Annotated in this window: 23 protein-coding genes; 11 read left to right on the forward strand and 12 right to left on the reverse strand. The window is 65.5% G+C overall.

Features of this window, described 5'->3' with window-relative positions; all coding sequences use genetic code 11:
• Positions 1-79: 79 nt before the first annotated feature.
• The 4 genes from IB274_RS11550 to modC all read left to right on the forward strand — a co-directional run bounded on the left by IB274_RS11550 (position 80) and on the right by modC (position 4477).
• Entirely contained in the window at positions 80-1705 is a 1626-nt protein-coding gene (locus IB274_RS11550) for an ATP-binding protein (RefSeq protein WP_225614808.1), read from the forward strand.
• A gap of 207 nt (positions 1706-1912) precedes the next feature.
• Positions 1913-2668, forward strand: a complete 756-nt coding sequence (modA, locus tag IB274_RS11555; RefSeq protein WP_192432043.1) for a molybdate ABC transporter substrate-binding protein — start codon at positions 1913-1915, stop codon at positions 2666-2668.
• A gap of 11 nt (positions 2669-2679) precedes the next feature.
• On the forward strand, positions 2680-3366 hold the full coding sequence (gene modB / locus IB274_RS11560) for a molybdate ABC transporter permease subunit (protein WP_192432160.1): 687 nt from the start codon (positions 2680-2682) through the stop codon (positions 3364-3366).
• A gap of 7 nt (positions 3367-3373) precedes the next feature.
• Positions 3374-4477 carry a molybdenum ABC transporter ATP-binding protein gene (modC, locus tag IB274_RS11565; protein ID WP_192432045.1) on the forward strand — a complete coding sequence of 368 codons (1104 nt, stop codon included), beginning with the start codon at positions 3374-3376 and terminating at the stop codon, positions 4475-4477.
• Between the two features lie 101 nt (positions 4478-4578).
• Here modC and IB274_RS11570 read toward each other — a convergent pair whose 3' ends face one another.
• Positions 4579-5310 carry a 4'-phosphopantetheinyl transferase family protein gene (locus IB274_RS11570; RefSeq protein ID WP_192432046.1) on the reverse strand — a complete coding sequence of 244 codons (732 nt, stop codon included), beginning with the start codon at positions 5308-5310 and terminating at the stop codon, positions 4579-4581.
• Positions 5311-5550: 240 nt separating this feature from the next.
• The gene (locus tag IB274_RS11575; RefSeq protein WP_192432048.1) at positions 5551-6348 is read right to left on the reverse strand and encodes a dienelactone hydrolase family protein; all 798 of its coding nucleotides are present in this window, start codon (positions 6346-6348) and stop codon (positions 5551-5553) included.
• Between the two features lie 206 nt (positions 6349-6554).
• Between IB274_RS11575 and IB274_RS11580 the strand changes: the two genes are divergently transcribed.
• Both IB274_RS11580 and IB274_RS11585 read left to right on the forward strand, forming a co-directional pair.
• Positions 6555-7226: a polysaccharide lyase family 7 protein gene (locus IB274_RS11580; RefSeq protein ID WP_192432050.1), complete on the forward strand. Its 672-nt coding sequence runs from the start codon at positions 6555-6557 to the stop codon at positions 7224-7226.
• Positions 7223-8431: a lytic murein transglycosylase gene (locus tag IB274_RS11585; protein WP_192432051.1), complete on the forward strand. Its 1209-nt coding sequence runs from the start codon at positions 7223-7225 to the stop codon at positions 8429-8431. Before IB274_RS11580 ends, IB274_RS11585 begins: the two co-directional genes overlap by 4 nt.
• A gap of 569 nt (positions 8432-9000) precedes the next feature.
• Here IB274_RS11585 and IB274_RS11590 read toward each other — a convergent pair.
• Genes IB274_RS11590 through napE form a run of 6 tightly spaced genes read right to left on the reverse strand, consistent with a single transcriptional unit; the run spans position 9001 to position 13585 of the window.
• A complete protein-coding gene (locus IB274_RS11590; RefSeq protein WP_192432052.1) occupies positions 9001-9600 on the reverse strand; it encodes a cytochrome c3 family protein in 600 nt (199 codons plus the stop codon).
• Between the two features lie 9 nt (positions 9601-9609).
• Positions 9610-10104 carry a nitrate reductase cytochrome c-type subunit gene (locus IB274_RS11595; RefSeq protein ID WP_192432053.1) on the reverse strand — a complete coding sequence of 165 codons (495 nt, stop codon included), beginning with the start codon at positions 10102-10104 and terminating at the stop codon, positions 9610-9612.
• A 10-nt stretch (positions 10105-10114) separates the two neighbouring features.
• The gene (gene napA / locus IB274_RS11600; protein WP_192432054.1) at positions 10115-12619 is read right to left on the reverse strand and encodes a nitrate reductase catalytic subunit NapA; all 2505 of its coding nucleotides are present in this window, start codon (positions 12617-12619) and stop codon (positions 10115-10117) included.
• Positions 12616-12918, reverse strand: coding sequence for a chaperone NapD (locus IB274_RS11605; protein WP_192432162.1), 303 nt, complete (start codon positions 12916-12918; stop codon positions 12616-12618). Before IB274_RS11605 ends, napA begins: the two co-directional genes overlap by 4 nt.
• Before the next feature lie 7 nt (positions 12919-12925).
• Positions 12926-13408: a ferredoxin-type protein NapF gene (gene napF, locus IB274_RS11610; protein ID WP_192432055.1), complete on the reverse strand. Its 483-nt coding sequence runs from the start codon at positions 13406-13408 to the stop codon at positions 12926-12928.
• A 9-nt stretch (positions 13409-13417) separates the two neighbouring features.
• A complete protein-coding gene (gene napE / locus IB274_RS11615; protein WP_138526074.1) occupies positions 13418-13585 on the reverse strand; it encodes a periplasmic nitrate reductase, NapE protein in 168 nt (55 codons plus the stop codon).
• A gap of 197 nt (positions 13586-13782) precedes the next feature.
• Here napE and IB274_RS11620 point away from each other — a divergent pair, with 197 nt between their 5' ends.
• Genes IB274_RS11620 through IB274_RS11630 form a run of 3 tightly spaced genes read left to right on the forward strand, consistent with a single transcriptional unit; the run spans position 13783 to position 16466 of the window.
• Complete coding sequence (locus tag IB274_RS11620) at positions 13783-14394, forward strand: outer membrane beta-barrel protein (protein WP_192432056.1); 612 nt, start codon at positions 13783-13785, stop codon at positions 14392-14394.
• Between the two features lie 54 nt (positions 14395-14448).
• Positions 14449-15126 (forward strand): response regulator, encoded by a 678-nt coding sequence (locus tag IB274_RS11625; protein ID WP_192432057.1) that lies wholly within the window; start codon positions 14449-14451, stop codon positions 15124-15126.
• On the forward strand, positions 15123-16466 hold the full coding sequence (locus IB274_RS11630; protein ID WP_192432058.1) for an ATP-binding protein: 1344 nt from the start codon (positions 15123-15125) through the stop codon (positions 16464-16466). The genes IB274_RS11625 and IB274_RS11630 overlap by 4 nt, the downstream gene beginning before the upstream one ends.
• A 181-nt stretch (positions 16467-16647) precedes the next feature.
• On the opposite strand, the gene IB274_RS11635 is transcribed toward IB274_RS11630, so the two are convergent.
• Positions 16648-17649 carry an AraC family transcriptional regulator gene (locus IB274_RS11635; RefSeq protein WP_192432059.1) on the reverse strand — a complete coding sequence of 334 codons (1002 nt, stop codon included), beginning with the start codon at positions 17647-17649 and terminating at the stop codon, positions 16648-16650.
• 365 nt (positions 17650-18014) lie between these two features.
• Here IB274_RS11635 and IB274_RS11640 point away from each other — a divergent pair, with 365 nt between their 5' ends.
• A complete protein-coding gene (locus IB274_RS11640) occupies positions 18015-19316 on the forward strand; it encodes a dicarboxylate/amino acid:cation symporter (RefSeq protein WP_138526068.1) in 1302 nt (433 codons plus the stop codon).
• A 439-nt stretch (positions 19317-19755) separates the two neighbouring features.
• Here the strand turns inward: IB274_RS11640 and IB274_RS11645 are convergent, their stop codons facing one another.
• From IB274_RS11645 to IB274_RS11655, 3 genes are all read right to left on the reverse strand, one after another.
• Positions 19756-21147 carry an adenylate/guanylate cyclase domain-containing protein gene (locus tag IB274_RS11645; protein ID WP_192432061.1) on the reverse strand — a complete coding sequence of 464 codons (1392 nt, stop codon included), beginning with the start codon at positions 21145-21147 and terminating at the stop codon, positions 19756-19758.
• 141 nt (positions 21148-21288) lie between these two features.
• Positions 21289-21873 carry an HD domain-containing protein gene (locus tag IB274_RS11650; RefSeq protein ID WP_081518080.1) on the reverse strand — a complete coding sequence of 195 codons (585 nt, stop codon included), beginning with the start codon at positions 21871-21873 and terminating at the stop codon, positions 21289-21291.
• A 171-nt stretch (positions 21874-22044) separates the two neighbouring features.
• Positions 22045-22848, reverse strand: coding sequence for a helix-turn-helix transcriptional regulator (locus tag IB274_RS11655; protein WP_192432062.1), 804 nt, complete (start codon positions 22846-22848; stop codon positions 22045-22047).
• 207 nt (positions 22849-23055) lie between these two features.
• On the opposite strand from IB274_RS11655, the gene IB274_RS11660 reads away from it, so the two are divergent.
• Positions 23056-24420 (forward strand): APC family permease, encoded by a 1365-nt coding sequence (locus IB274_RS11660; RefSeq protein ID WP_192432064.1) that lies wholly within the window; start codon positions 23056-23058, stop codon positions 24418-24420.
• Positions 24421-24426 lie beyond the last annotated feature (6 nt).

Genomic DNA, 24426 nt, shown 5'->3' on the forward strand with positions numbered 1-24426 from the left:
ACAGTCCCCTCTCCCTCTGGGAGAGGGCTAGGGTGAGGGTGCTCCCAGCCTGCACCGTGTCACCCCGGAACAGCCCTCAATGAAATCCATCTTCCTGCGCATCTACGGCGGCATGCTGTTGACCCTGGTGGCGGTCGCCGCGCTGGCGGTTTTGACGTTGCACCTGGTCAACGACGTGCGTGGTGAGCGCTACCGCGAGGACCTGGCGCGCGGCACCTTCCGCCTGATGGCGGATGAGTTGCTGCCCATGAGCGAGGTGGACCGCAAGCGTGCGCTGAGCCAGTGGAGCCGCCTGCTGGGCATCCCGCTGAAGCTCACCAGCCTGGACGCGCTGGGCATGGAAGGGCGCAGCCGGGCGCGGCTGATGAACGACCAGGTGCTGGTGCAGGCCGGTGCGCCCCATGAAGTGAAGGTGATGACCCAGGTGAGCGCAGCGGAAGGGCTGGTCCTCACCGGCGAGGTGGAGCAGGTCAGCGAGCAGCTGGCGCGCGCCACCATCTACCTGCTGATGGACGAGCTCAAGCGCTACCCGGCCAGCGAGCAGCCCTATCACCTGGCGCGCATCGTCCGCGACAAGCGTTTCGGCTTCGAGGTGCACCTGCTGCGTCTGAAGGAAGTCGATCTGGACGACGACCAGAGCCGTCGTGTGGAGGAGGGCGACACGGTGATGGCGCTGGGCAAGGGCGGCGATTCGATCCGCGTGCTCTCGGGCATCCTCGACACTCCCTGGGTGCTGGAGCTGGGGCCGATCTACCAGATGAACCCGTACCCGCCGCAGCTGCTGACGATCATCGTGGTCGTCGCGCTGACGCTGATCGGCCTGACGCTGTACCTACTGATCAGTGGCTTGGAGCAACGCCTGCGCGGCCTCGAATCCGCCGCCACGCGCATCGCCCGCGGCAGCCTGGATACCCGCGTGGAAGTGCGCGGCGCGGACTCGGTGGGGCGCCTCGCCGGGGCCTTCAACCACATGGCTGAACAGCTGCACCTGTTGCTGACGGTGCAGCGCGAACTGGTGCGCGCGGTGTCCCACGAGCTGCGCACGCCGGTGGCGAGGCTGCGCTTCGGGTTGGAGATGATCGAGTCCGCGGAGACCGACAAGGCCCGGCGCAAGTACATGGAAGGCATGGATGGCGACATCCAGGACCTCGACCAACTGGTGGACGAGATGCTCACCTACGCGCGGCTGGAGCAGGGCTCGCCGGCGCTGAGCTACCAGCGGATCGAGCTGGGCGCGCTGGTGGAGCAGGTGGTGTCGGAGATCGCCCCGCTGCGTCGGGAAATCACCGTCACCTGTGAGGCGGGTGCGCTGGTGCCGTTCGACCAGGGCAGCTGGATCGAGGCCGAGCCGCGTTACCTGCATCGCGCGCTGCAGAACCTGATGACCAACGCGCTGCGCTACGCCGAAGGGCGGGTGCGGATCAGTTACCGGGTGAGCGTGGACCGCTGCCAGGTGGACGTGGAAGACGACGGCCCCGGCGTGCCGCAATCGCAGTGGCACCGGCTGTTCCAGCCGTTCTTCCGAGCCGACGACAGCCGCGCGCGGGTTACTGGCGGGCATGGGCTCGGGCTGTCCATCGTGCGGCGGATCATCCACTGGCACGGCGGCCGCGCACAGATCGCCAAAAGCGAGGTGCTGGGTGGCGCGTGCTTCACGCTGATGTGGCCACGCCGCCAGGCGCTGAAGGTTGATGACGATATTTGACCTTTTGGTCAGGAAATGCAGAATGCTTCCAGGCATTCGCCCTCCCATGGCGCTCCTGCTCCGTACGGATTCCTCGCACTGATATTGCTATCCCATGAGGGGTATTGCAGAGTCGCCTCGGTCGTTATGTAATTTTGGTTATAGCGAGCGTACAGGCGATTCATCGGCCGGGTCGACGCTTGAGAACAACACTCACTGGAGCTCACGATGAAACACCGCCTCGCAAGCTTGTCCCTGCTGGTCGCTGCCTGCTTCACCCTGCACGCGGCCGTGGCCGATGAAGTGCAGGTCGCCGTCGCTGCCAACTTCACCGCGCCGATCCAGGCGATCGCCAAGGACTTCGAGCAGGACACAGGCCACAAGCTGGTCGCAGTTTACGGCGCCACCGGCCAGTTCTACACCCAGATCAAGAACGGCGCGCCGTTCGAGGTCTTCCTCGCCGCCGACGACAGCACGCCGAAGAAGCTCGAAGCGGAGAAGGAAATCGTCCCCGGTTCGCGCTTCACTTATGCCGTGGGCACCCTGGCGCTGTGGTCGGCGAAGGAGGGCTATGTCGATGCCAGGGGCGAGGTGCTGAAGAAGAACGAGTACCAGCACCTGTCCATCGCCAACCCGAAAGCCGCTCCTTACGGCCTGGCCGCCACCCAGGTGATCGACAAGCTCGGCTTGAAAGACAAGGTTGCCGGCAAGATCGTCGAAGGCCAGAACATCACCCAGGCCTTCCAGTTCGTCTCCACCGGCAACGCGGAGCTGGGCTTCGTGGCGTTGTCGCAGATCTACAAGGATGGCAAGGTGACCAGCGGTTCCGCCTGGATCGTCCCGGCCGAGCTGCATGACCCGATCCGCCAGGACGCCGTGATCCTCAACAAGGGCAAGGACAGCGCCGCCGCCAAGGCGCTGGTCGAGTATCTGAAGGGGCCTAAGGCCGCTGCGGTGATCAAGTCCTACGGTTACGAACTCTAAGCCCTTAAGGAATCGCGATGCCCCTCACGCAGGAGGATTTCCTGGCCATCCGGCTCACCATCGAGCTGGCTGCCCTGAGCACATTGATCCTCCTGCTGATTGGCACGCCGATCGCCTGGTGGCTGTCGCGCACCCGCTCCTGGCTGAAAGGTCCGTTGGGAGCGGTGGTGGCGCTGCCGCTGGTGCTGCCGCCGACGGTGATCGGCTTCTACCTGCTGATCACCATGGGCCCCCACGGCGTCATCGGCCAGGCGACCGAGAGCCTGGGGCTGGGGCGTCTGCCGTTCACCTTCGCCGGGCTTGTGGTGGGTTCGGTGTTCTATTCGCTGCCCTTCGTGGTGCAGCCGTTGCAGAACGCCTTCGAGGTCATCGGTAACAAACCGCTGGAGGCCGCCGCGACCTTGCGCGCTAGCCCCCTGGATACCTTCTTCTCCGTGGTCCTGCCGCTGGCGCGGCCGGGCTTCATCACTGCCAGCATCCTCGGCTTCGCTCACACGGTGGGCGAGTTCGGCGTGGTGCTGATGATCGGTGGCAACATCCCGGGCAAGACTCGCGTGGTGTCGGTGCAGATATTCGATCACGTCGAGGCCATGGAGTACGCCCAGGCGCACTGGCTGGCCGGCGGCATGGTGATCTTCTCCTTCTTCGTCCTGCTGGTGCTCTATGCGAGCCGCCGCAGCCGCTCGGCCTGGACCTGAGGTGGGCATGTCGCCAGAGCTTTCCGCGCGTGCCATCGAGGCCCGCTTCCAGATCGCCTATTCGGGCTTCAGCCTGGACGTCGACCTGCAACTGCCAGGCAAGGGCGTGAGCGCGCTGTTCGGCCATTCCGGCTCCGGCAAGACCACCTGCCTGCGCTGCGTGGCGGGTCTGGAGCGTGCGCCGCTCGGCCGGCTGGTGGTGAACGGCGAGGTCTGGCAGGACAGCGCAACGGGCGTATTCCTGCCGCCGCACAAACGGGCACTGGGCTATGTGTTCCAGGACGCCAATCTGTTCGAACACCTGTCGGTGAAGCGCAACCTCATCTACGGCATGAAGCGCGTGCCGCGCGACCAGCACCGAGTCGAGCTGGACCAGGCCACCGAGCTGCTGGGCATCGGTCATCTGCTGGAGCGCATGCCGGGTCACCTCTCCGGCGGCGAACGCCAGCGTGTCGGCATGGCCCGCGCGTTGCTGACCAGCCCCCGCCTGCTGCTGATGGACGAGCCGCTGGCGGCGCTGGACCTCAAGCGCAAGGCGGAAATCCTGCCGTACCTGGAGCGCCTGCACGACGAGCTGGATATCCCGATTCTCTACGTCAGCCACTCGCCGGATGAAGTCGCGCGACTGGCCGATCACCTGGTGCTGCTGGACCAGGGCAAGGCCATCGCCAGCGGCCCGGTGGTGGAAACCCTGGCGCGCACCGACTTGCCCATCTCCCACCTGGAAGACGCTGGCGTAGTGATCGACGGCCGGGTGCTGGGGCACAACGCCGACTACGGCCTGCTGACCCTGGCGCTGCCGCACTGCGAGCAGCACATCCGCCTAGCCCACGCGCCGATGGAAAAGAGCAGGGCGCTGCGCATCAAGGTGCAGGCACGGGACGTCAGCCTGAGCCTGGAACCGGCGGCCCACAGCAGCATCCTCAACGTGCTGCCAGCGACCGTTGTCGAGATGGTGCCGACGGACAACCCGGCGCACCTGCTGGTGAAGCTGGACGTGGCCGGCACGCCGCTGCTGGCACGGATCACCCGTTACTCCCACGACCAGCTCGGCCTGCACACCGGCCAGGCGGTGTGGGCGCAGATCAAGTCGGTGGCGTTGCTGGGCTGAGTCTGGCTGCTCTTCGTAGTCTGTAGGGCGGATAACGCTGGCGCGTTATGCGCCCTACGCAAGCGCAGGGTGGCGCGTTCCGGGAGATTAGCGCCTGGCTCTCAGTCGGCTCGCTGGCTGTCGTTGATCGCGGGGATGGCGACGAGGCTCAGCAGGCGATCAGCGAACAGGCTGAACTGCCCGGCGATCTCTTTGCCGTGGTGCCATTCCTCCGACAGGTCGGTCAGCAGGCGCAGCCGCGCATGCCCTCCGGCGGACCAACTGAGCAGCTCGGCATGCTCGAAGTAGAAGCGCTTGCGCACCAGCGGGAAGAGCGCCTTGAACAGGCTTTCCTTGAGGGAGAAGGTGAGGGTGACCTGCAATGCCGCCTGCTTTGGATCCAGACGTGCCAGCTCATCCGGCGTGAGGATTTCCCCGGCCAGCCGTTCCGCACGGGCGGTTTCCAGGCGGGTCTCCACGTCCAGGCCCAGCCCGCGCCAGTGGCTGTCTCGCGCGACGATGGCCGCCGCCCAGCCGTCGCCGTGGGTGATCGAGCCACAGAAGCCCGCCGGCCAGATCGGTGCGCGCTCATCGTCCGTGCCCGGCACCCAGGCCGCCGAGCCTGCCGCCAGCAAGGCGGCGCGGGCACAGATGCGCCCGGCCAAATATTCGGCCTGGCGCTTGGCGACGGAGCGCTGGATGTTGGCCGGCGCCTCGACCCGGCTAAGGGAGAAGTCGTCAACCTGCAAACGCTGGCGGTCGAAGCGGGTACTGCGCAAGTGGCAGCCCGCCAGCGGCGTGGGCAAGGGCCAATCGGCGTCGAGTGGGGTGCAGAAATCGGGGAGGGAGGTCATGGGAATATTCTGCCGCGCCAGAACGTGGCTCACCAGTCACGCGGCACTTACATTCGTTTGCAAACCTTCACCAAAGGCGTACGGACTCGTCCGACAAGCTTTGTCACACTGCGCGCCGCGTTCCCAAGGGGACGCAGGTGAGGTTGTTGTTGGAGTGCCGTCAAGGCGGGCTCTGACCTTTGACACTTGATTGAGTGCGGGAGCCCGAATGGGCTCCCGTTTTTTATTGCCCGCGTTTTATTACGCGTCGGGTTTTACGTCGAAGATTTCCTTGAAGAACGCCTGCAGGTCCGCCCAGGACTTCTGGTCGGCGGTCTTGTCGTAGCCCACATCCAGGCCGTGGCCCTTGTGCTTGTCGGCGTCCGGGCTGGTGAAGCTGTGCTTGGCGCCGGGCTGGATCACCAGCTTGTAGTCGGCCTTGGCGTTGTCCATTTCGGTCTTGAATGCCGCAACGCTCTCGGCCGGCACCAGGGTGTCTGCGCCGCCGTGCTCGACCAGGATCTTCGTCTTGATCTGCCCCGGCTGCGCCGGTGTCTCGGTCGCCAGCACGCCGTGGAAACTGGCCACGCCGGCCAGCGGCAGCCCGGCGCGGGCCATGTCCAGCACCACCTTGCCGCCGAAGCAGTAACCGATGGCGGCGATCTTGCTCGGGTCGGTCTGCGGCTGTTTCTTCAGCAGCTCCAGCCCGGCCTGGAAACGCGCCCTGGCGGCGTCGGCATTCTTCAGCGCCTCGGCCATGAAGGCTTTGGCATCGTTGGGGTGGTCGGTGTGCTTGCCCTCGCCGTACATGTCGATGGCCAGGGCGCTGTAGCCCAGTTCGGCGAGCTGCCGCGCGCGGCTTTTCGCGTAGTCGTTCAGGCCCCAGAATTCGTGGACGACGATGACGCCGGGACGGATGCCGGACTTGGCGTCGTCGTAGGCGAAGTAGCCGATCATCTTCGTGCCGTCAGTAGATTCGTAGGGGATTTCCTGGGTCTTGATCGCAGCTGAAGCGCTGGCCGCGAAGGCGAACAGCAGCAGGGCGGTGAGCAGGCGCATGATGGTTCTCCGTGGCGTTGGCCGTGGCGATGTCGGATGGCGGAATCCAAGAAGATAGCCGGTGATGGGAAAAACGCCCGCGAGGTGTGCCCGCAGCCGCTCAAGGGCGCACCTGTCGGTCGATATTCAGATAGCCGGATGAGTGAAAAGTCCGACAGCCTCGTCTACCCTTGCGACCATGTCCTGACCCGCGAAGCGATAGGCCGATGTTGGACCTGAGCACCTGGAATCTGACCATTCCCCAACGCGGCCCGGCCGCGACCATTTCCACGGCGAAACTCGGCCGTAACTACGAGAGCCCGTACTTCCGCCGCAGCGCCGATGGCGTGGTGTTCTGGGTGCCGGTGAACGGCGCCCATACCAGCGGCAGCGAATATCCCCGTACCGAACTGCGCGAGACCAAGCCCGATGGCCGCCTGGTCACCTGGCGCTATCCGCTGGCGGAGAACCTGATGGTCGCGACCCTGCGCGTGGAGGCCGTGCCCTCCAGCCGGCGCATGGTGATCGGGCAGATCCACAGCAACGGCAGCGGCAGCGCCGAGGCCCTGCCGCTGGTCAAGCTGGTCTACCAGCTGCGCCTGGACAAGGCGCGGGTACAGGCGCTGGTTCGCGATCGGCCCGACGACATCACCACGCGCACCTATACCGTCTATGAAGGCATTCCGCTGGGCGATACCTTTACCTACCGCCTGGGCGTGTCCAGCAGCGGGGTGCTGAGCGTGCAGGTCGAAGGCGGCCAGGTCAGCCAGCAACTGGATACGAAATGGGCCTACCAGGGCCTGTACTTCAAGGCAGGGCTCTACCTGCAGGACAATCGCGGGCCCGCCAGCGAGGGCGGGCGCGCCACCTTCACCGATCTGAGCATTCGACACCAATGAAGACTTCTTCCATCGCGCGTCGCGCTTGCCTGGCCTTGTCCCTGCTGCTGCCGGCGGCACTGGCGCAGGCCGCGCCGGGCGACGATTTCGGCGCCTGCCTGAACCGCCTGCAGGGCGCCGCCCAGGCCAAGGGCGTCAGCGCCGCCAGCTTCGCGCAGTTCACCAAGGGCCTGCAGCCGGATTTGAGCGTGCTGCCGCTGCTCGATTTCCAGCCCGAGTTCACCACGCCGATCTGGGATTACCTGGCCGGTCTGGTGGATGACCAGCGCGTCGCCGACGGCAAGGCGCGCATGGCCGAGCACGCCGAGTTGCTGCGCAAGATCGCAGCGCGTTACCAGGTCGCCCCGGCGACTGTGGTTGCGGTGTGGGGCGTGGAGAGCGATTTCGGCCGCATCACCGGCAAGCGCCCGCTGCTGGTGTCGCTGTCGACGCTGTCCTGCTACGGGCGGCGCCAGTCGTTTTTCCAGGGCGAGTTCTTCGCCACCCTCAAGCTGCTGCAGCAGGGCGATATCCGCGACAGCGGCATCACCGGTTCCTGGGCCGGCGCCTTCGGCCAGACGCAATTCATGCCCTCGACCTACGCGCGCATCGCCGAGGACTTCGACGGCGACGGCCACCGCGACCTGGTGGGCAGCACCGCCGACGCCCTGGCGTCCACTGCCAATTACCTGCGCAAGGCCGGCTGGCGCGAAGGGCAGCCCTGGGGCTACGAGGTGAAACTGCCGGCCGGCTTCGATGCCTCGCAGGCCGGGCGCACCAAGCGCCGCGCGCTGTCTGACTGGACCAGCCGCGGTGTGACGCGTATCGATGGCAAGCCGATCCCGAGCATCGACTCCAAGGCAGCGATCCTGCTGCCGGCCGGCGCCAACGGGCCGGCCTTCCTGGTGCTGCGCAATTACGACGCGATCTACTCCTACAACGCGGCGGAAAGCTACGCGCTGGCCATCGCCCTGCTGTCCGACCGCCTGCGCGGCGAGCCGGGCCTGCGCACGCCCTGGCCGACCGATGATCCGGGCCTAAGCCGTGCTCAGCGCAAGGAACTGCAGGAGTTGCTGATCAAGCGCGGCTATGACATCGGTCAGCCCGACGGAATGATCGGCGACGTGACGCGCAAGGCGATCCAGCAGGAGCAGAACAAGCGCGGTATGACGCCGGCGGACGGGCGCGCCGGGCAGAAGATTCTCAAGGCGCTCAGGGGCGGCTAGCCGACACTGCCTGTTTGCCCCGCAAGACAGAGGCCCCGGTCTGCCGGGGTCTCTGCTTTCTTGGCTGTGACGTCTCCTGCTGATGTTCGCCGGCGAGTACTGTTCGCGAGCAAGCTCGCTCCTACAGTCTCACCCTCGCGCCTGGGCGGCTTTTCGTAGGAGCGAGCTTGCTCGCGAACCTGCGGATTCGGTGGGGGCGGCAGGTTGATGGCGGGCGGAGGATGTTCCTACAGGATCAAGAGTCCCTCACCCTAGCCCTGGCTGCGCGCCCCGCTCCGAAGGGAGAGGGGACCGATCGGTGCAGGAGAAAACTACAGCATCAGCCGGTACTATCGGCCCCCTCTCCAGCAAGCGGGAGAGGGGGCTGTTCGGTGCAGGATGAAACTATGGCGTCAGCTGGCACGATCACACCGTAGGGCGGATAACCCGGAACGGGTTATCCGCCGATGGCCTCGCGGCGGATAACGCTGGCGCGTTATGCGCCCTACGCTCATTGGAGCGGGGTACGCAGCCAAGCTCCCGCAGAGCAGCCCCATCACGGGCAGGAAACGCGCCCACGCCTGCCCACCTCACTGCCAGCCCTTCACCCCGCTCATGTCCGGCAGGTGGTGGGCGATACCCTTGTGGCAGTCGATACAGGTCGCCGCGCCGGAGGCCAAAGCGGTGGAGTGCATCTGCCGCGCGCGCTGGCTCTGGCGGGTGAAATCCATGAACTGGAAGTTGTGGCAGTTGCGGCACTCCAGCGAGTCGTTGGCCTTGAGCCGCGCCCATTCGTGCTCGGCCAGCTCGCGGCGATGGTCGAGGAATTTCTCGCGGGTGTTGATGGTGCCGAAGATCTTGCCCCAGACCTCCTTGGAGGCCTGCATCTTGCGCGCGATCTTGTCGGTCCACTGGTGCGGCACATGGCAGTCCGGGCAGGTGGCGCGCACGCCGGAGCGGTTGCTGTAGTGGATGGTGTCCTTGAGCTCGACGAAAACGTTGTCGCGCATCTCATGGCAGGACGTGCAGAAGGCTTCGGAGTTGGTCGCTTCCAGCGCGGTGTTGAAGCCGCCCCAGAAGATGATTCCGGCCACGAACCCGGCCAGCGTCAGGAAGCCCAGGCTGTAGTGCACGCTGGGTCGGCGCAGGACGCGCCAGTAGCCCGAAAGCCAGGCGAACAGAGCTTTCATGGCGCCTCCTCAGGGGTTGCCGGTCGACGTGCCAGCGGCCGCGTCGTGCTGCAGGATGGTATCGATGTCCTCGAAGGTGTTGCCCACCAGCGGCTTCACGTCCTTCTGCGGGACATGGCACTGCACGCAGAAATAGCGTCGCGGCGCCACGGCGGCCAGTGGCTGGCCGTCGCGATCCATGTAGTGGGTGATGCTGATCATCGGCGCTTGTACCCGGGCGCTGTTGGCGCGGCTGTGGCAGGACAGGCACTTGTTGCTGTTGGTATCGATGCGGTAGCCGACGATGGTGTGCGGGATGGTCGGCGGCTGCTCGGGATAGTTGCGCTCGCGCCGGATATCCTTGTTCTCGTCGGTGGCCAGCGGCGGAGCCGGGCGGTCCTGGGTGAGGGTGCCGCCAGCGCGGCGGCCGTCGGGAGCCGGGGCGTCCAGCGGATAGCTGACGTCGGCGGCCGGCGCCGGGAGGGCGAAAAGCAGCAGGAGCAGGGCGGGCAGTGTCGGTTTCATCGCGCGTTCCTCAGGCCAGGCTGACCAGTTCGATGCGCACCGCGCATTTCTTGTAGTCGGTCTGCTTGGAGATCGGGTCGGTGGCGTCCAGCGTGACCTTGTTGATCAGCTTGTTGGCATCGAAGAAGGGCACGAACACCAGCCCCTGCGGCGGTTTGTTGCGCCCGCGGGTTTCGATGCGCGCGCGGATTTCGCCGCGCCGGCTGATCACCTTCACCTCGCTGCCGCGGCGCATCTTCAGGTCGCGCGCGTCGTCTGGGTGCATGTACACCACAGCGTCGGGCACCGCCTTGTACAACTCGGGCACGCGCTGGGTCATGCTGCCGGTGTGCCAGTGTTCGAGCACGCGGCCGGTGGATAGCCAGAACGGGTAGTCCTTGTCCGGCGCTTCCGCCGGCGGCTCGTAGGGCAGGGCGAAGATGATCGCCTTCTTGTCCGGGTAGCCGTAGAACTGCAGGCCGCTGCCCTTGGCCACATAGGGGTCGTAGCCTTCGCGGTAGCGCCAGCGGGTTTCCTTGCCGTCTACCACCGGCCAGCGCAGGCCGCGTGCCTCGTGGTAGGCGTCGAAGGGCGCGAGGTCATGGCCGTGGCCACGGCCGAAGCTGGCGTATTCCTCGAACAGGCCCTTCTGGATGTAGAAGCCGAAGGCCTTGGCCTCGTCGTTCTCGAAGCCCTTGGCGATCTGCTCGCCGCCGAAGGCGTCGACCTGGCCGTTCTTGAAGAGCACCTCATAGAGCGTCTTGCCCTTGAGCGCCGGCGCCTTGGCCAGCAGCTCGGCGGGCCAGACCTCGTCGGTGGTGAAGCGCTTGGAGAATTCCACCAGTTGCCAGAGGTCGGATTTTGCCTCGCCCGGCGCCTTCACCAACTGGTGCCAGAACTGCGTGCGGCGCTCGGCGTTGCCGTAGGCGCCTTCCTTTTCCACCCACATGGCGCTGGGCAGGATCAGGTCGGCGGCCTGGGCCGAGACCGTGGGGTAGACGTCGGAGACGATCACGAAGTTCTCCGGGTTGCGCCAGCCCGGCAGGACCTCCTGCATGATGTTCGGCCCGGCGTGCATGTTGTTGCAGACCTGGGTCCAGTAGACGTTGAGCACGCCATCCTTGAGCATCCGGCTCTGCTGCACGGCGTGGAAGCCGATCTTTTCCTGGATGGTGCCGGCGGGCACTTTCCAGATTTTCTCGGCTGTTTCACGGTGCTTGGGGTTGGTCACCACCAGGTCGGCCGGCAGGCGGTGGGCGAAGGTGCCCACCTCGCGGGCAGTGCCGCAGGCCGAGGGCTGGCCGGTAAGGGAGAAGGGGCTGTTGCCCGGCTCGCTGATCTTCCCGGTGAGCAGGTGGATGTTGTAGATCAGGTTGTTCGCCCAGACCCCGCGGGTGTGCTGGTTGAAGCCCATGGTCCAGAACGACACTACCTTGCGCTTCGGGTCGGCATACAGCTCGGCCAGGGCCTTGAGGCGCTCGGCCGGCACGCCGCTTTCCTTGGCGGTGCGTTCCAGGGTGTAGGGCTTGACGAAGGCGGCGAACTCGTCGAAGCCGATGTCGCTCCAGGTGTTGGCCTTGTCCGCATTCTTCGCCTGCTTCTCCAGCGGGTTGTCCGGTCGCAGGCCGTAGCCGATGTCTTCGGCGCCGTGGGCGAAGCGGGTGTGCTTGTCGACGAAGTCGCGGTTCACCGCGCCGCTTTCGATGATGTGGTTGGCGATGTAGTTGAGGATGTAGAGGTCGGTCTGCGGCTTGAACACCATGGGGATGTCCGCCAGGTCGAAGCTGCGGTGCTCGAAGGTGGAGAGCACGGCGACCTTGACCTGCCCCGCGCTCAGGCGGCGGTCGGTGACCCGCGACCAGAGCACTGGGTGCATCTCGGCCATGTTCGAACCCCAGAGCACGAAGGTGTCGGTGGCCTCGATGTCGTCGTAGCAGCCCATGGGTTCGTCCATGCCGAAGCTGCGCATGAAGCCCATCACCGCCGACGCCATGCAGTGCCGGGCGTTGGGATCGATGTTGTTACTGCGCAGGCCGGCCTTGAACAGTTTGTTGGCGGCATAGCCTTCCCACACCGTCCATTGCCCGGAGCCGAACATGCCCACGGAGGTGGGGCCCTTGGCCTTGAGCGCGGCCTTGAACTTCTCGGCCATGATGTCGAAGGCGGCGTCCCAGCTGATCGGTTGGAACTCCCCCTGCTTGTCGTACTTGCCGTCCTTCATGCGCAGCAGCGGGCGCGTCAGGCGGTCGCTGCCGTACATGATCTTGGACAGGAAGTAGCCCTTCACGCAGTTGATCCCGCGGTTGACCTCGGCCTTGATGTCGCCGTGGGTGGCGACCACCTTGCCGTCGCGGGTGGCGACCATCACGCTGCAGCCGGTGCCGCAGAAGCGGCAGGGCGCCTTGTTCCAGTCCAGGCGGGTCATGTCCGCCTCGGTGACCAGGTTGCTGGCGGAGCTCAGGATCGGCAGGCCGGCGGCGGCCGCGGCGATGGCGGCGGCATTGGCCTTGGCAAACTGGCGGCGAGTCAGGTTCATTGGGCACCTCCGGCCTGGGCAATCAGGGGGCTATCGGCGAGCTGCAAGGCTTCGGGCGAATCCACGATCTCGTGGTAGATGAGCACGGCGTTGAGCACGCCCGGCAGGTTCTGGATGGCGTTCAGGTTGTCGAGAATGCTGGCTTCGTGAGCCGCCTCCAGCACCACCACCAGCTTCCCCTGCGGGCTCTGCTGGTGAACTTCCAGACCCGGTAGGCGCAACAGATTGGCCTTCACGGCCTCCAGCAGTTTGGGGCGGGAGTGAACGATCAGGCTGGCGATCTGGATGCTCTCGGGCAACCGAGTCTCAGGCATGGGGAGCCTCGCGGTTCAGGTGGATGGCGTGGCCGGGGCAGGGCGCTACGCAGGCGCCGCAACCCGTGCACAGGGAAGGATCGAGTTGGGGCAGGGACGGTCCGCCGAGCTGCGGGCGGAAACGGATGGCACGCGGCTCGCAGGCGTCGTCGCAACTGCGGCAATGAATACCGGCGCGGGCCAGGCAGCGGTCGTCGATCTGTGCGCGCCAGGCGAAGGCCGGGCGGCCAAGGTCGAACAGCCCGGCCTCGCAGGCCTGTGCGCAGTCGCCGCACAGGCTGCAGCCGGTGTGGCTGAAATCCAGCTGCGGGTAGCCGCCATCGCCGATGCGCAGCACCTGCTCGGGGCAAGCGTCGACGCAGGCATTGCAGCGCGTGCAGCCTTCGAGGAATTCGCTGTCGGTGGCAGTCCATGGCGGGCGACGTACTTCAGGCGCACCGCCCAGGCGCCGCAACAGGGCACGACGGGCGAGCATGGCGGCGCACTACGACGGCGGGCCGGGCGGCCCCACCATCAGCTGGTACATCCATACGATGAAGCCGTAGCCACCGACGATGGCCACGGACAGCAGAGGGAACAGGCAGATCACGAGGAACAGGAACAGCCGGGTTTCCTTGCCTTTATCCGTGCCGGGTCCGGTCTCTTCAGTCATTAGGTCAGCCTCCCGCCAACGACTGGAATTGAGCCTAGTCCCTGCGCTGTGTGTGGGCAAAAGCCTACGTGCGTTATTCTTTTTTCATACAGCGATGTCGTTCAGCATTGGTTCAGCAGTCCGACAGGTTCGGTTCAGTGCCCTCTCCGTAACCTTCTCCCCGTCAACACATTACTGACCCCTACGGGAGAAACCCCATGAAAGCCATGAAGAAAATCGCCCTCGCCACTGCCATCCTCGGTGCCAGCGTCGCCGCTACCGCAGCTAACGCCGCCGACACCTTCGTCGGTATGACCTGGGGTGAAACCAGCAACAACATCCAGAAATCCGACGCGCTGAACCGCAACCTCGACAATCCGAAGTTCGACAGTGTGATCAACAACAGCGGCACCTGGGGCGTACGCGCCGGCCAGCAGATGGAGCAGGGCCGCTACTACATCACCTATGAAAACGTTTCCGATACCGAGAATGGCCTGAAGCTGCGCCAGCAGAACCTGCTCGGTAGCTACGACGCCTTCCTGCCGCTGGGCGACCAGGGCACCAAGCTGTTCGGCGGCGGCACCGCCGGCCTGGTCAAGCTGGAGCAGGACTCCAAGGGCTACAGCCGCGACAGCGATGTGGGTTACGCCATCGGCGCCCAAGCCGGTATCCTCCAGGAACTCGGCAAGAACGCATCTGTAGAAGGCGGCTACCGTTACCTGCGTACCAACGCGAGTACCGAGATGAGCCCGCACGGCGGTGGCAAGGTGGGATCCCTTGACCTGCACAGCAGCTCCCAGTTCTACCTGGGCGCCAACTACAAGTTCTGACCGGTAACGCAACCGGGCCGCGCGGCCCGGTTGCCTGACTCAGGGAGCACGCGCATGAAACTGCTGGTGGTGGAAGACGAGGCGCTGTTGCGCCATCACCTGTATACCCGGCTCGGCGAGCAAGGCCATGTGGTCGATGCCGTGGCCAACGCCGAAGAGGCGCTGTACCGCGCCGCCGAATATCATCACGATCTGGCAATGATCGACCTGGGCCTGCCGGGCATGAGCGGCCTGGACCTGATCCGCGAATTCCGCAGCCAGGGCAAGACCTTCCCCATTCTCATCCTCACCGCTCGTGGCAACTGGCAGGACAAGGTTGAAGGCCTGGCCGCCGGTGCCGACGACTACGTGGTCAAACCCTTCCAGTTCGAAGAGCTGGAGGCACGGCTGAACGCGCTGCTGCGCCGTTCCAGCGGCTTTGCGCAGTCGAGTATCGAGGCCGGCCCGCTGGTGCTGGACATCAACCGTAAACAGGCACTGGTCAACGGCGAATCGCTGCAACTGACCGCCTTCGAGTACCGCATCCTCGAGTACCTCATGCGCCATCACCAGCAGGTGGTGGCCAAGGAACGGCTGATCGAGCAGCTCTACCCGGACGACGATGAGCGCGACCCGAACGTCATCGAGGTGCTGGTCGGCCGCCTGCGCCGCAAGCTCGAGACCGCTGCGGGCTTCAAACCGATCGATACCGTGCGCGGCCAGGGCTACATCTTCAACGAGCTGTGCAAATGATCCGCTCGCTGCGGCTGCGGCTAATGATCGGTGCGGCGATTCTCGCCGTGCTGTTCATGGCGGCGCTGCTGCCGGCTCTCCAGCGTGCGTTCAGCATCGCCCTGGAGAACGCCATCCAGCAGCGCCTGGCGGCGGACGTGGCGACCCTGGTGTCCTCGGCGCGCATCGAGGGCAATGTCCTGAGCATGCCCGAGCACCTGCCGGTGGAGGACTTCAACCTCCCCGAGTCCAAGTTGCTGGGCTTCATCTACGACCAGTCCGGCAGGCTGGTGTGGCGCTCCACCTCGGCCCAGGACGAGAGCGTCAGTTACTCGCCCAAGTACGACGGCCTGATCGACGAGTTCACCCGCATCCGCGACGCCACCGGCCAGGAGTTCTTCGTCTACGACGTGGAGATCGACCTGCTCGGTGGCAAGCGTGCGGCCTACAGCATCGTCACCATGCAGCCGGAAAGCGAGTTCCGCGAGCTGGTCAGCGGCTTCCGCGACCAGCTCTACCTCTGGCTGGGGGGCGCGCTGCTGCTGTTGCTGGGCCTGTTGTGGCTCGGCCTCGGCTGGGGCTTCCGCTCCATGCGCGGCCTGCGTTCGGAACTGGACCAGATCGAGACCGGCGACCGCGAGCGCCTGAGTGACGATCACCCCGCCGAGATGCTGCGCCTGACCGACTCGGTGAACCGCCTGCTGGAAAGCGAGCGCGCCCAGCGCGAGCGCTATCGCAACTCCCTGGGCGACCTTGCCCACAGCCTGAAGACGCCGCTGGCGGTGCTGCAGGGCGTCAGCGAAACCCTCGCCGACGAGCCGAAGAACCGCGAGCAGGTGCAGGTGCTGCAGACCCAGATCGAGCGCATGAGCCAGCAGATCGGCTACCAGTTGCAGCGCGCAACGATGCGCAAGAGCGGCCTGATCCGCCACCGCGCGGCACTCGACCCATTGCTGGACACTATCGGCGGTGCGCTGGACAAGGTCTACCGCGACAAGCGTGTGAAGCTGGAGCGGGAGATTCCGCCGGGCTTTTCCCTGCCGTTGGAAAAGGGCGCCCTGCTGGAGTTGCTCGGCAACCTGCTGGAGAACGCCTACCGCCTGTGCCTGACCACGGTAAAGGTCAGCGCACGCAAGAACGGCCGGCTGTTCGAGCTGATCATCGAGGACGACGGCCCCGGCGTGCCGGCCAGCCAGCGCGAACGTATCCTCAAGCGCGGCGAGCGCCTGGACACCCAGCACCCCGGCCAGGGCATCGGCACGGCGGTGGTGAAGGACATCATCGACAGCTACGACGGCGAGCTGGCGCTGGAGGATTCCGCGCTGGGCGGGGCGTGTTTCCGCATTCGCCTGCCGGGGTAGTCGGGAGCCGGTTCGGGTTCGCGAGCTTGCTCGCGAACGCCCACTCACCGGAGTCTCGTTTTAGGTCGTAGGGCGCATAATGCGCCAGCGTTATCCGCCGCGAGAGCAATCGGCGGATAACCCGTTCCGGGTTATGCGCCCTACGGCCTGGGCGCAGGCGCTCCTACAGGTTGAAACCGAGCTATTCCCCCTGCTGCGCCCGGTAGGCCCCCGGCGTCAACCCCGTCCATTTCTTGAATGCCCGGTGGAACGCCGAAGGCTCGGAGAAGCCGAGCTGGTCGGCGATGTCCTGGATCGAGAGCTCAGCGCGCCCCAGGTAGTAGATCGCCAGGTCGCGGCGCAGCTGGTCCTTCAGCTCCTGAAAGTTCGGCCCCTCCTCGCGCAGGTGGCGGCGCAGGGTCTGCGGGCTCATGTGCAGTTGCGCGGCGACCTGTTCCAGGTCCGGCCAGCTGCGGCAGTCGCGGCCGAGCAGGCGGCGGATCTGGCTGGTCAGGCTGTCGCCGCCATCGGGGCGGGCGAGCAGGTCGGCGGGGGAATCCTTGAGGAAGTGCTTGAGCGTGCGCTCGTCCTGCAGCAGCGGCATGTCCAGGTAGCGCGCCTGCAGGAGCAGGCTGGTGCTGCCGGCAGAAAAGCGGCGAGGGCAGGGGAGCAGCAGGTCGTACTCGGCCTGGTGCTCGGGCGCCGGGTAGCTGAAGGTGGCTTCCTCCAGGCGGATGCGCTGGCCGATCAGCCAGCTGGCCAGGCGGTGCCAGATGAGCAGCAGGCTCTCGGCGAGGAAGTGGTCCGGGTCGCGCAGGTGCGTTTCGTCCAGGGTCAGGCGGGCGCGGTCGCCGTCGCGCACCAGCTCGATCCGTGGCGCCTCGGGAAACAGCCCGTAGAACAGCGCGCCGCGTCCCAGAGCCTTTTCCAGCGTGCGGCAGTGGATGATCGCGTTGCACATCATGGCGAAGGTGCCGCGCTTGCTGGGCATGGCGCCGAAGCCCATGTACTCGTCGTCGAGCACTTCCCACAGGCGTTGCATCAGGCAGGTGAACTGCGACGGATCGATGCGTGCGCGGGGCTCGTCGAGGATGGCCGGGGCGATACCGGCGTCACGCAGCAGGACTTGGACATCAAGCCCCTTGCGCTGGGCCCCGTGGACGGCGGCGCGGACGAAATGGCTGGCAATGGTGCGTTCACGCATGAGCGGTCCTTGTTGTTCTGGCCGCACGTCCAACAGCCGCGCGGTTAACCCGATCGAACCTGATCGGAGTTCTACAATCTACGGTACGAAGGCCGTGGCGGATACCCGCCAGAGGGCGGGAAACCCGCCAGTACGGAGGCGGGTTTCCGCCATTTCTGAGGCCTTCCGTGCCGCGACTTTTTACGGAAGCTATTGAATTTAAAGGGATTACATATTTTTTAAAGGTCTGGCACAGCACTTGCCATATGCGATCAAGGCCTGCCTTCTGGCATGCCCTGAAAACAAATTCTCCCATTGCAGGGAGATAACGCGTTCGGTCTTGTGTTTCCTCCCAGGGAGCACTCGCCCGTGAGGACAGAGCTGCCATGACCAAGCAACCCTTCTACAAAAGCCTGTACGTGCAGGTACTGATCGCCATCGCCATCGGTATCGCACTCGGCCACTTCTACCCCGACACCGCCAAACTGATGAAGCCGCTGGGCGATGGCTTCGTCAAACTGATCAAGATGGCCATCGCGCCGATCATCTTCTGCACCGTGGTTACCGGCATCGCCGGCATGCAGAGCATGAAGGCCGTGGGCAAGACGGGCGGCATGGCGCTGCTGTACTTCGAAATCGTTTCCACCGTCGCGCTGATCATCGGCCTGGTCGTGGTCAACGTCGTCCAGCCGGGTGCCGGCATGCACGCCGACGTCGCCACGCTGACCGCCGAAATGAACAAGAACGCGGCGCTCACCGGCTTCATCGCTTCGGGCGAGAAGCAGAGCACCATCGACTTCTTCATGAACGTCATCCCCAGCACCGTGGTCGGCGCCTTCGCCAACGGTGACATCCTCCAGGTGCTGTTCTTCTCCGTGCTGTTCGGCTACGCGCTGCACCGCCTGGGTGACTACGGCAAGCCGGTGTTCGAGTTCATCGATCGCATCACCCACGTGATGTTCAACATCATCAACGTGATCATGAAGGTCGCTCCCATCGGTGCCTTCGGTGCCATGGCCTTCACCATTGGCGCCTATGGCCTCGGCTCGCTGGTGCAGCTGGGCCAGCTGATGCTGTGCTTCTACATCACCTGCCTGCTGTTCGTGCTGATCGTGCTGGGTGGCATCGCCCGCGCCCACGGCTTCAGCATCCTGCGCTTCATCTCCTACATCCGCGAAGAACTGCTGATCGTGCTGGGCACCTCGTCCTCCGAATCGGCCCTGCCGCGCATGATCGCCAAGATGGAGAAGCTGGGCGCCGACAAGAGCGTCGTCGGCCTGGTGATCCCCACCGGCTACTCGTTCAACCTGGACGGTACCTCGATCTACCTGACCATGGCCGCGGTGTTCATCGCCCAGGCCACTGACACCCCGATGGACATCACCCACCAGCTGACGCTGCTGGTCGTGCTGCTGATCGCCTCCAAGGGCGCTGCCGGCGTCACCGGTTCGGGCTTCATCGTGCTGGCCGCCACCCTGTCCGCCGTCGGCCACCTGCCGGTTGCGGGTCTGGCGCTGATCCTGGGTATCGACCGCTTCATGTCCGAGGCCCGCGCCCTGACCAACCTGGTCGGCAACGGCGTGGCTACCATCGTGGTCGCCAAGTGGTGCAAGCAGCTGGACGAGAAGACCCTGTCCGCCGAACTGGCCGCAGGTCCTGGCAACTCCGCGGAGCTGCAGCCTTCCTGACGGGTTCGCTAAAGAGCAATTCGGCCCGGTGAACGTGAAGCGCCGGAGCCTTTCCAGCCCGCTCAATTGAGCGGGCTTTTTTATGGGCGGGTGAAAAGGGCGGGGGCTGTTCGCAGGAGCGAGCTTGCTCGCGAAGCGTTTCCCGGCAGCTCTGGAGTTGGGCGGGTTCGCGAGCTGGAGCCCGGCGGCGCTCTCGGCCCAGCAGTTGTGGTGGGGATGGCCCGCTCCTGCAGGGGAGCGGGCGCGGGGTATCAGGCGGGGTTTAGGAGCGGGCCATGCCCGCGACGCAAGGCGTCAGCCTTGCCGGATTCCAGAGGATGCCCGGCGAGCGTGGGAGCGGACTTCGTCCGCGATCGGGTGGGAGCATCAAGGAGAAGGGCGTTACTGAAGCGGGGCGCCTGGGCGAGAGAACACGGACTCGGTAAAGAGGCCGCGAGGATCAGAGAATGATCTTGTCCTTGAGCTTCTCCGCCGCCTGCTGCAGCGCCTGGATGACCCGTTCCTTGTCGTAGTTCTGCACGTTGTTGGTGTCCAGGTACATGGAGAAGCCCGGCACCTCGTGCTCGACGAAGCTGGGGTTGGAGCCCAGGTCGCGGCGGAAGTCGACCACCTGGTAGATCTGTACCGGCTTGCTGAAGCCCTTCACGGCGATCTGGCCCTTGTCGCGGCACATCAGCACGTCCTTGACCAGCGAGTAGGTCTCGTGGCTGATGAGGATCTCGCCGGCTTCGGCGGCGCTTTCCAGGCGGCTGGCGAGGTTCACTTCGCGGCCGATGATGGTGTAGTCCATGCGCGTGTCGGCGCCGAAATTGCCCACGGTGCAGTAGCCGGTGTTCAGGCCCATGCGCACTTCCAGCGGTTTGGTGATGCCCTGGGCACGCCACTGCTGGCGCATGACCTTCATGTGCTTGCGCATGGCCACGGCCATGGACACGGCGGCCACGGCGTCCTTCTTCGCGCCCTGGGTGGCCGGGTCGCCGAAGAACACCATCACGCAGTCGCCGACGAACTTGTCGATGGTGCCGCCGTACTTCAGGGCGATCTTCGACATCTCGTTGAGGTAGTTGTTGAGCATGTCGGTGAGGGCCTCGGCCTCGAGTTCCTCGGACAGCTCGGTGAAGCCCTTGATGTCGGAGAAGAACACCGTGAGCTTCTTGCGCTGGGTTTCCAGGCGCACTGTGCGCTTGCCGCTGAAGATCGATTCCCACACCTGCGGCGACAGGTACTTGGCCAGGTTGCTGGCCAGGCGCGCGGCCTTTTCCTGCTCCAGCGTGATGTCCGAGCGGGCCTGGGCCAGGCGCAGGCCCTGCTGGTGCACGAAGAAAGCGGTGATGCAGATGTACAGGGTGGAGAACAGCACGCTGACCAGCGCGACGATGCTCGGCGTCTGCCCCTTGTAGGCCGGGGTGATCAGCGCGGCGCTGAGGACTGCGGCGCTCAGTGCCACCAGCAGCGCCAGGCCCAGGGAACGCAGGCCGCCAATGATCAGCGCGGAGAAGGCGAGGATCAGCACCAGCATCAGGCTGGGCACCTCGGAGAAGCCCAGCAGCGTGGTGGCGATGCCGGCATGCAGGGCATCGATGAACAGCAGCACCAGGCGCGTGCGTTGCGGGTTGTCGCGCTTGAAGCGACGGCTGACCTGCTGGGCCAGATGCGGGTAGAGCAGGGCGTACGGGATCATCCAGAGGATCTCGTAGCCGAAGTACTTGGCGAAGGTGCCGGCGGTGATAGTCGCGGCGATGGCGATATACGCCAGCACGCGGGAATGGTATTCGCGCAGAGGGGCGGGGGTGAGCGGACTGCTGGCACGCTCAAGAACGTTAGGCTTCATGCGCAAGAAACTTCCCTGGTGCGCGTAGGCTCGTGGCCACTTGCGCGTCTGATTTTGGGAGGAATCTTATTCCATGCGCAGCCCCCGGACCAGCGGCGGTTCGCCACTCTTCGTCGCGGACCGCCGGTCACCTCGGGACTCTCAGGCCATCGTGCCGTCGGGCTTCTGGTAGATCGAGCGGCGGGGCTGGGCAAAGACCCGGCGCAGCATGGGTTCGAAGAACTCCAGGGGCAGCACTTCGCCGTCCGGATCGAAGGCGGCGGCATCGTAGCGCGCGCAGAATTCGATGGTCTGCTCGAACTGCGGGTGGTCCTTGAACTGCTCGCGCAGGTGCCGGTCCAGGCCCAGGTGATGGAAGAAGTAGTAACCCTGGAAGATCGCGTGCTTCTCGATCATCCACAGGTTCGCCTCGCTGACGAACGGCTTGAGGATGGCCGCGGCGATGTCGGCGTGGTTGAACGAGCCGAGGGTGTCGCCGATATCGTGGAGCAGGGCGCAGACCACGTACTCCTCGTCGCGACCGTCGCGGTGGGCCAGGGTGGCGGTCTGCAGCGAGTGGGTCAGGCGGTCCACCGGGAAGCCACCGAAGTCGCCGTCGAGCAGGCGCAGGTGGGTCATGATCCGGTCGGGCAGAAGCGCGGCGTACTGGCCGAAGTCCTTGGCGATGATCGCCCAGTCCTCGGCGCTGCCGTCTTCCATGTGGGTGAAGTTGGCGCGTGCGTTCATCAGGCTGTGCTCTCTTGTGATAGTCGTGGCGTGTCTGGATGGCACGGGTCCAGTCTAGAAGCCTGACGAGCACGCGGTAGTGTCCGTGCAGCGCCAGCGGGGTGTCCCGGTGGGCGCGAATGGTGGGCCATCAGCCGCGCGGATGGCGGCTGCCCTGGCCTGAAGCGACGCTCAGGGATTCTGCGGATCATGCCCCAGCGACTGCAGGAACAGCGAGAACAGCTCTGGCTGCGAGGAGATGTCGAGCTTGTTGTACAGGTGGCGGCGGTGGACCTTGATGGTCTCCGGCGAGATCGCCAGGCGCTCGGCCATGGCCTTGGAGGAGTAACCCCGCAGGATCAGCCGGGCGATCTCCAGCTCACGCTCGGACAGCACGCCGGCGCCGAAGTGGCTCAGGGCATCGCGCACCTGCACCGCCACACCCTCGCTTGTGCCCGGCAGCAGGCGCTGGCTGCGCAGCTGCCAGTGCTGCTGCATCAGCGCCAGCACCCAGGGGCAGAGCATCGCCAGCAGGCCGATCTGCTCCCCATCGAACATTTTGCGCATGCCCAGTGACAGTGACAGCGCGCCCTGGCCGGGAAGCTGGAGGATGAACTGCACCTCGTCCTCCAGCACGTTGTCGTGGAAGTAGCTGAGGAAGTACTCGCTCTGGCGGAACTGGTCCGGGGAAATTTCCTCCAGCCGATACAGCCCGCTGGGCACGCCGTCGCGGCAGGCCTGGTAGAACGGGTCGAGCTGGAACAGCCCGTCGAGGTAGATGGCCATGGCCGCCGGGCCGGCGGTGGGCTCGGCGTCGTATTCCTCCAGCGCCACCGGGGTGCCGCTGGCTGGGTAGAACATCGCCAGGGCGTTATCGAACGGCAGCCACTGGTGCAGCAGCAGGACCAGTTGCTTCCAGAAGCGCGGCTGGCCGATCTGCTCGATGGCGCGGCCGAGGTTGGCGTGCATGCCGACCTCGCGGAACAGGGTGTGCATCGGCGGACGATCTCCGGCAAGCGTGGGTTCGGCCCACGGTTTCCTCCTTTTACCGGTTCGCCGTCAAGGGGGCGTAACCCCAAATGGTGATTGGCCGCTTTGCCTGCCACGCACAGACTCAGCGCCACCTGACGCCCCGAGCAAGAGGGCGCAACAAGGTTTTCGTTCCTGCCTCAGCCACCAATAACAACACGAGGAAACAACGATATGAGCGCTTCCCCTGCGCCAGCGAGCGCGCTCAAGCCCAGCCTGGGCGTGCTCGACGTAGTCGCCATCACCGTCTCGGCGGTCACCCCCGCCAGCTCCGTTTTCGTCATCGCGCCCTTCGCCATCCAGCAGGCCGGCAGCGGCGCCTTCCTGGCTTTCGTCTTCGCCGGCTTCCTGGCGCTGATGTTCGCCTGGTGCTACGCCGAGCTCGGCCGCGCCCACAGCTCCGCTGGCGGCGAGTATGTCTACGCCAAGCGCGTGTTCGGTGGTCTCGCCGGCTACGCCACTTTCCTCACGGTGCTGGTTTCGCTGCTGTTCATTCCGCCGGTGCTGGCGACGGGCGCGGCGACCTACCTGAACAACGCCCTGGGGACGAACTTCGACACCCAGACCGTCGCCCTGGTGATAGTCGCCGCCAGCTACGTACTGGGCATCCTCAACATCCGCGTGAATGCCTGGATCACCGGGGTGTTCCTGCTTTGCGAAGTGGCGGCGCTACTGGTGATCGTGGTGCTCGGCTTCGGCCACGTCAGCCAACCGGTGAGCGTGCTGGTGCAGCCGCAGCACATTGACGGCGGGATACTGGCCGCCGCGCCCTGGGCGCTGGTGATCGGCGCCGTGGGTACCGCGCTGTTCTCCTACAACGGTTTCGGCGGCGCGGTGTTGCTGGCCGAGGACATGAAGTGCGGCGGGCGCAACGTGCACCGCGCGGTGATCTGGTCGCTGGTGCTGGTGGTGGTCATCGAGATCGTCCCGCTGACCGCACTGCTGCTGGGCGCACCGTCGCTCAGGGACATGATTGCCAGTCCCGATCCGGTCGGCTACCTGCTCACCGCCCACGGCAACGCGACGTTGTCGCGACTGGTCAGCGCCGGCATCTTCCTCTCGGTGTTCAACGCCATCGTTGCCATCGTCATCCAGGTCGGCCGGGTGATCTTCAGCAGCGGCCGCGATGAACTGTGGACACCGTTGATGAACCGCGCCTTCACCCGCATCCACCCGCGCTGGGAATCGCCGTGGATCGCCACGCTGTTCCTCGGCGTGCCCTCGGCGGCGCTGAGCTTCAGCTCGAACCTGGAGGAGCTGACCTCCTTCACCGTGCTGCTGTTGGTGATGGTCTACCTGGTGGTGGCGCTCTGCGCGCTGTTCAGCCGCGTGCTGCGCCGCGACCGCGAGCATCCGTACCGCATGCCGCTGTGGCCGCTGCCGGCGATGCTTGCGGTGGTCGGCGCCGGCTACCTGTTGCTCAACCTGCTACTGGACGCCTCCTCGCGGGACGTCATGATCATTGTCGGGATACTGGCCGTGTCGGTGATTCTCTACAGCACCTACGGCAAGCTCAGCCCGGCCTTCCAGAAGTTATAAAACGAA

The sequence above is a fragment of the Pseudomonas sp. PDM18 genome, assembly GCF_014852585.1.
Taxonomy (GTDB): domain Bacteria; phylum Pseudomonadota; class Gammaproteobacteria; order Pseudomonadales; family Pseudomonadaceae; genus Pseudomonas.

Excerpts from the sequence above, each read along its gene's own strand:
- IB274_RS11590 (WP_192432052.1), bottom strand. The coding sequence starts at position 9,600 with ATGAAAGCTCTGTTCGCCTGGCTTTCGGGCTACTGGCGCGTCCTGCGC.
- IB274_RS11630 (WP_192432058.1), top strand. The coding sequence starts at position 15,123 with ATGATCCGCTCGCTGCGGCTGCGGCTAATGATCGGTGCGGCGATTCTC.
- IB274_RS11575 (WP_192432048.1), bottom strand. The coding sequence starts at position 6,348 with ATGCGCCTGCTCACCGCCCTGCTGCTGTTCGCCTTCGCGGCCAGCGCT.
- IB274_RS11625 (WP_192432057.1), top strand. The coding sequence starts at position 14,449 with ATGAAACTGCTGGTGGTGGAAGACGAGGCGCTGTTGCGCCATCACCTG.
- modC (WP_192432045.1), top strand. The coding sequence starts at position 3,374 with ATGTCGCCAGAGCTTTCCGCGCGTGCCATCGAGGCCCGCTTCCAGATC.
- IB274_RS11570 (WP_192432046.1), bottom strand. The coding sequence starts at position 5,310 with ATGACCTCCCTCCCCGATTTCTGCACCCCACTCGACGCCGATTGGCCC.
- IB274_RS11595 (WP_192432053.1), bottom strand. The coding sequence starts at position 10,104 with ATGAAACCGACACTGCCCGCCCTGCTCCTGCTGCTTTTCGCCCTCCCG.
- IB274_RS11645 (WP_192432061.1), bottom strand. The coding sequence starts at position 21,147 with ATGAAGCCTAACGTTCTTGAGCGTGCCAGCAGTCCGCTCACCCCCGCC.
- IB274_RS11650 (WP_081518080.1), bottom strand. The coding sequence starts at position 21,873 with ATGAACGCACGCGCCAACTTCACCCACATGGAAGACGGCAGCGCCGAG.
- IB274_RS11660 (WP_192432064.1), top strand. The coding sequence starts at position 23,056 with ATGAGCGCTTCCCCTGCGCCAGCGAGCGCGCTCAAGCCCAGCCTGGGC.
- napE (WP_138526074.1), bottom strand. The coding sequence starts at position 13,585 with ATGACTGAAGAGACCGGACCCGGCACGGATAAAGGCAAGGAAACCCGG.
- IB274_RS11655 (WP_192432062.1), bottom strand. The coding sequence starts at position 22,848 with ATGCACACCCTGTTCCGCGAGGTCGGCATGCACGCCAACCTCGGCCGC.
- IB274_RS11580 (WP_192432050.1), top strand. The coding sequence starts at position 6,555 with ATGTTGGACCTGAGCACCTGGAATCTGACCATTCCCCAACGCGGCCCG.
- IB274_RS11635 (WP_192432059.1), bottom strand. The coding sequence starts at position 17,649 with ATGCGTGAACGCACCATTGCCAGCCATTTCGTCCGCGCCGCCGTCCAC.
- IB274_RS11640 (WP_138526068.1), top strand. The coding sequence starts at position 18,015 with ATGACCAAGCAACCCTTCTACAAAAGCCTGTACGTGCAGGTACTGATC.
- modA (WP_192432043.1), top strand. The coding sequence starts at position 1,913 with ATGAAACACCGCCTCGCAAGCTTGTCCCTGCTGGTCGCTGCCTGCTTC.
- napA (WP_192432054.1), bottom strand. The coding sequence starts at position 12,619 with ATGAACCTGACTCGCCGCCAGTTTGCCAAGGCCAATGCCGCCGCCATC.
- IB274_RS11585 (WP_192432051.1), top strand. The coding sequence starts at position 7,223 with ATGAAGACTTCTTCCATCGCGCGTCGCGCTTGCCTGGCCTTGTCCCTG.
- IB274_RS11550 (WP_225614808.1), top strand. The coding sequence starts at position 80 with ATGAAATCCATCTTCCTGCGCATCTACGGCGGCATGCTGTTGACCCTG.
- IB274_RS11620 (WP_192432056.1), top strand. The coding sequence starts at position 13,783 with ATGAAAGCCATGAAGAAAATCGCCCTCGCCACTGCCATCCTCGGTGCC.
- napF (WP_192432055.1), bottom strand. The coding sequence starts at position 13,408 with ATGCTCGCCCGTCGTGCCCTGTTGCGGCGCCTGGGCGGTGCGCCTGAA.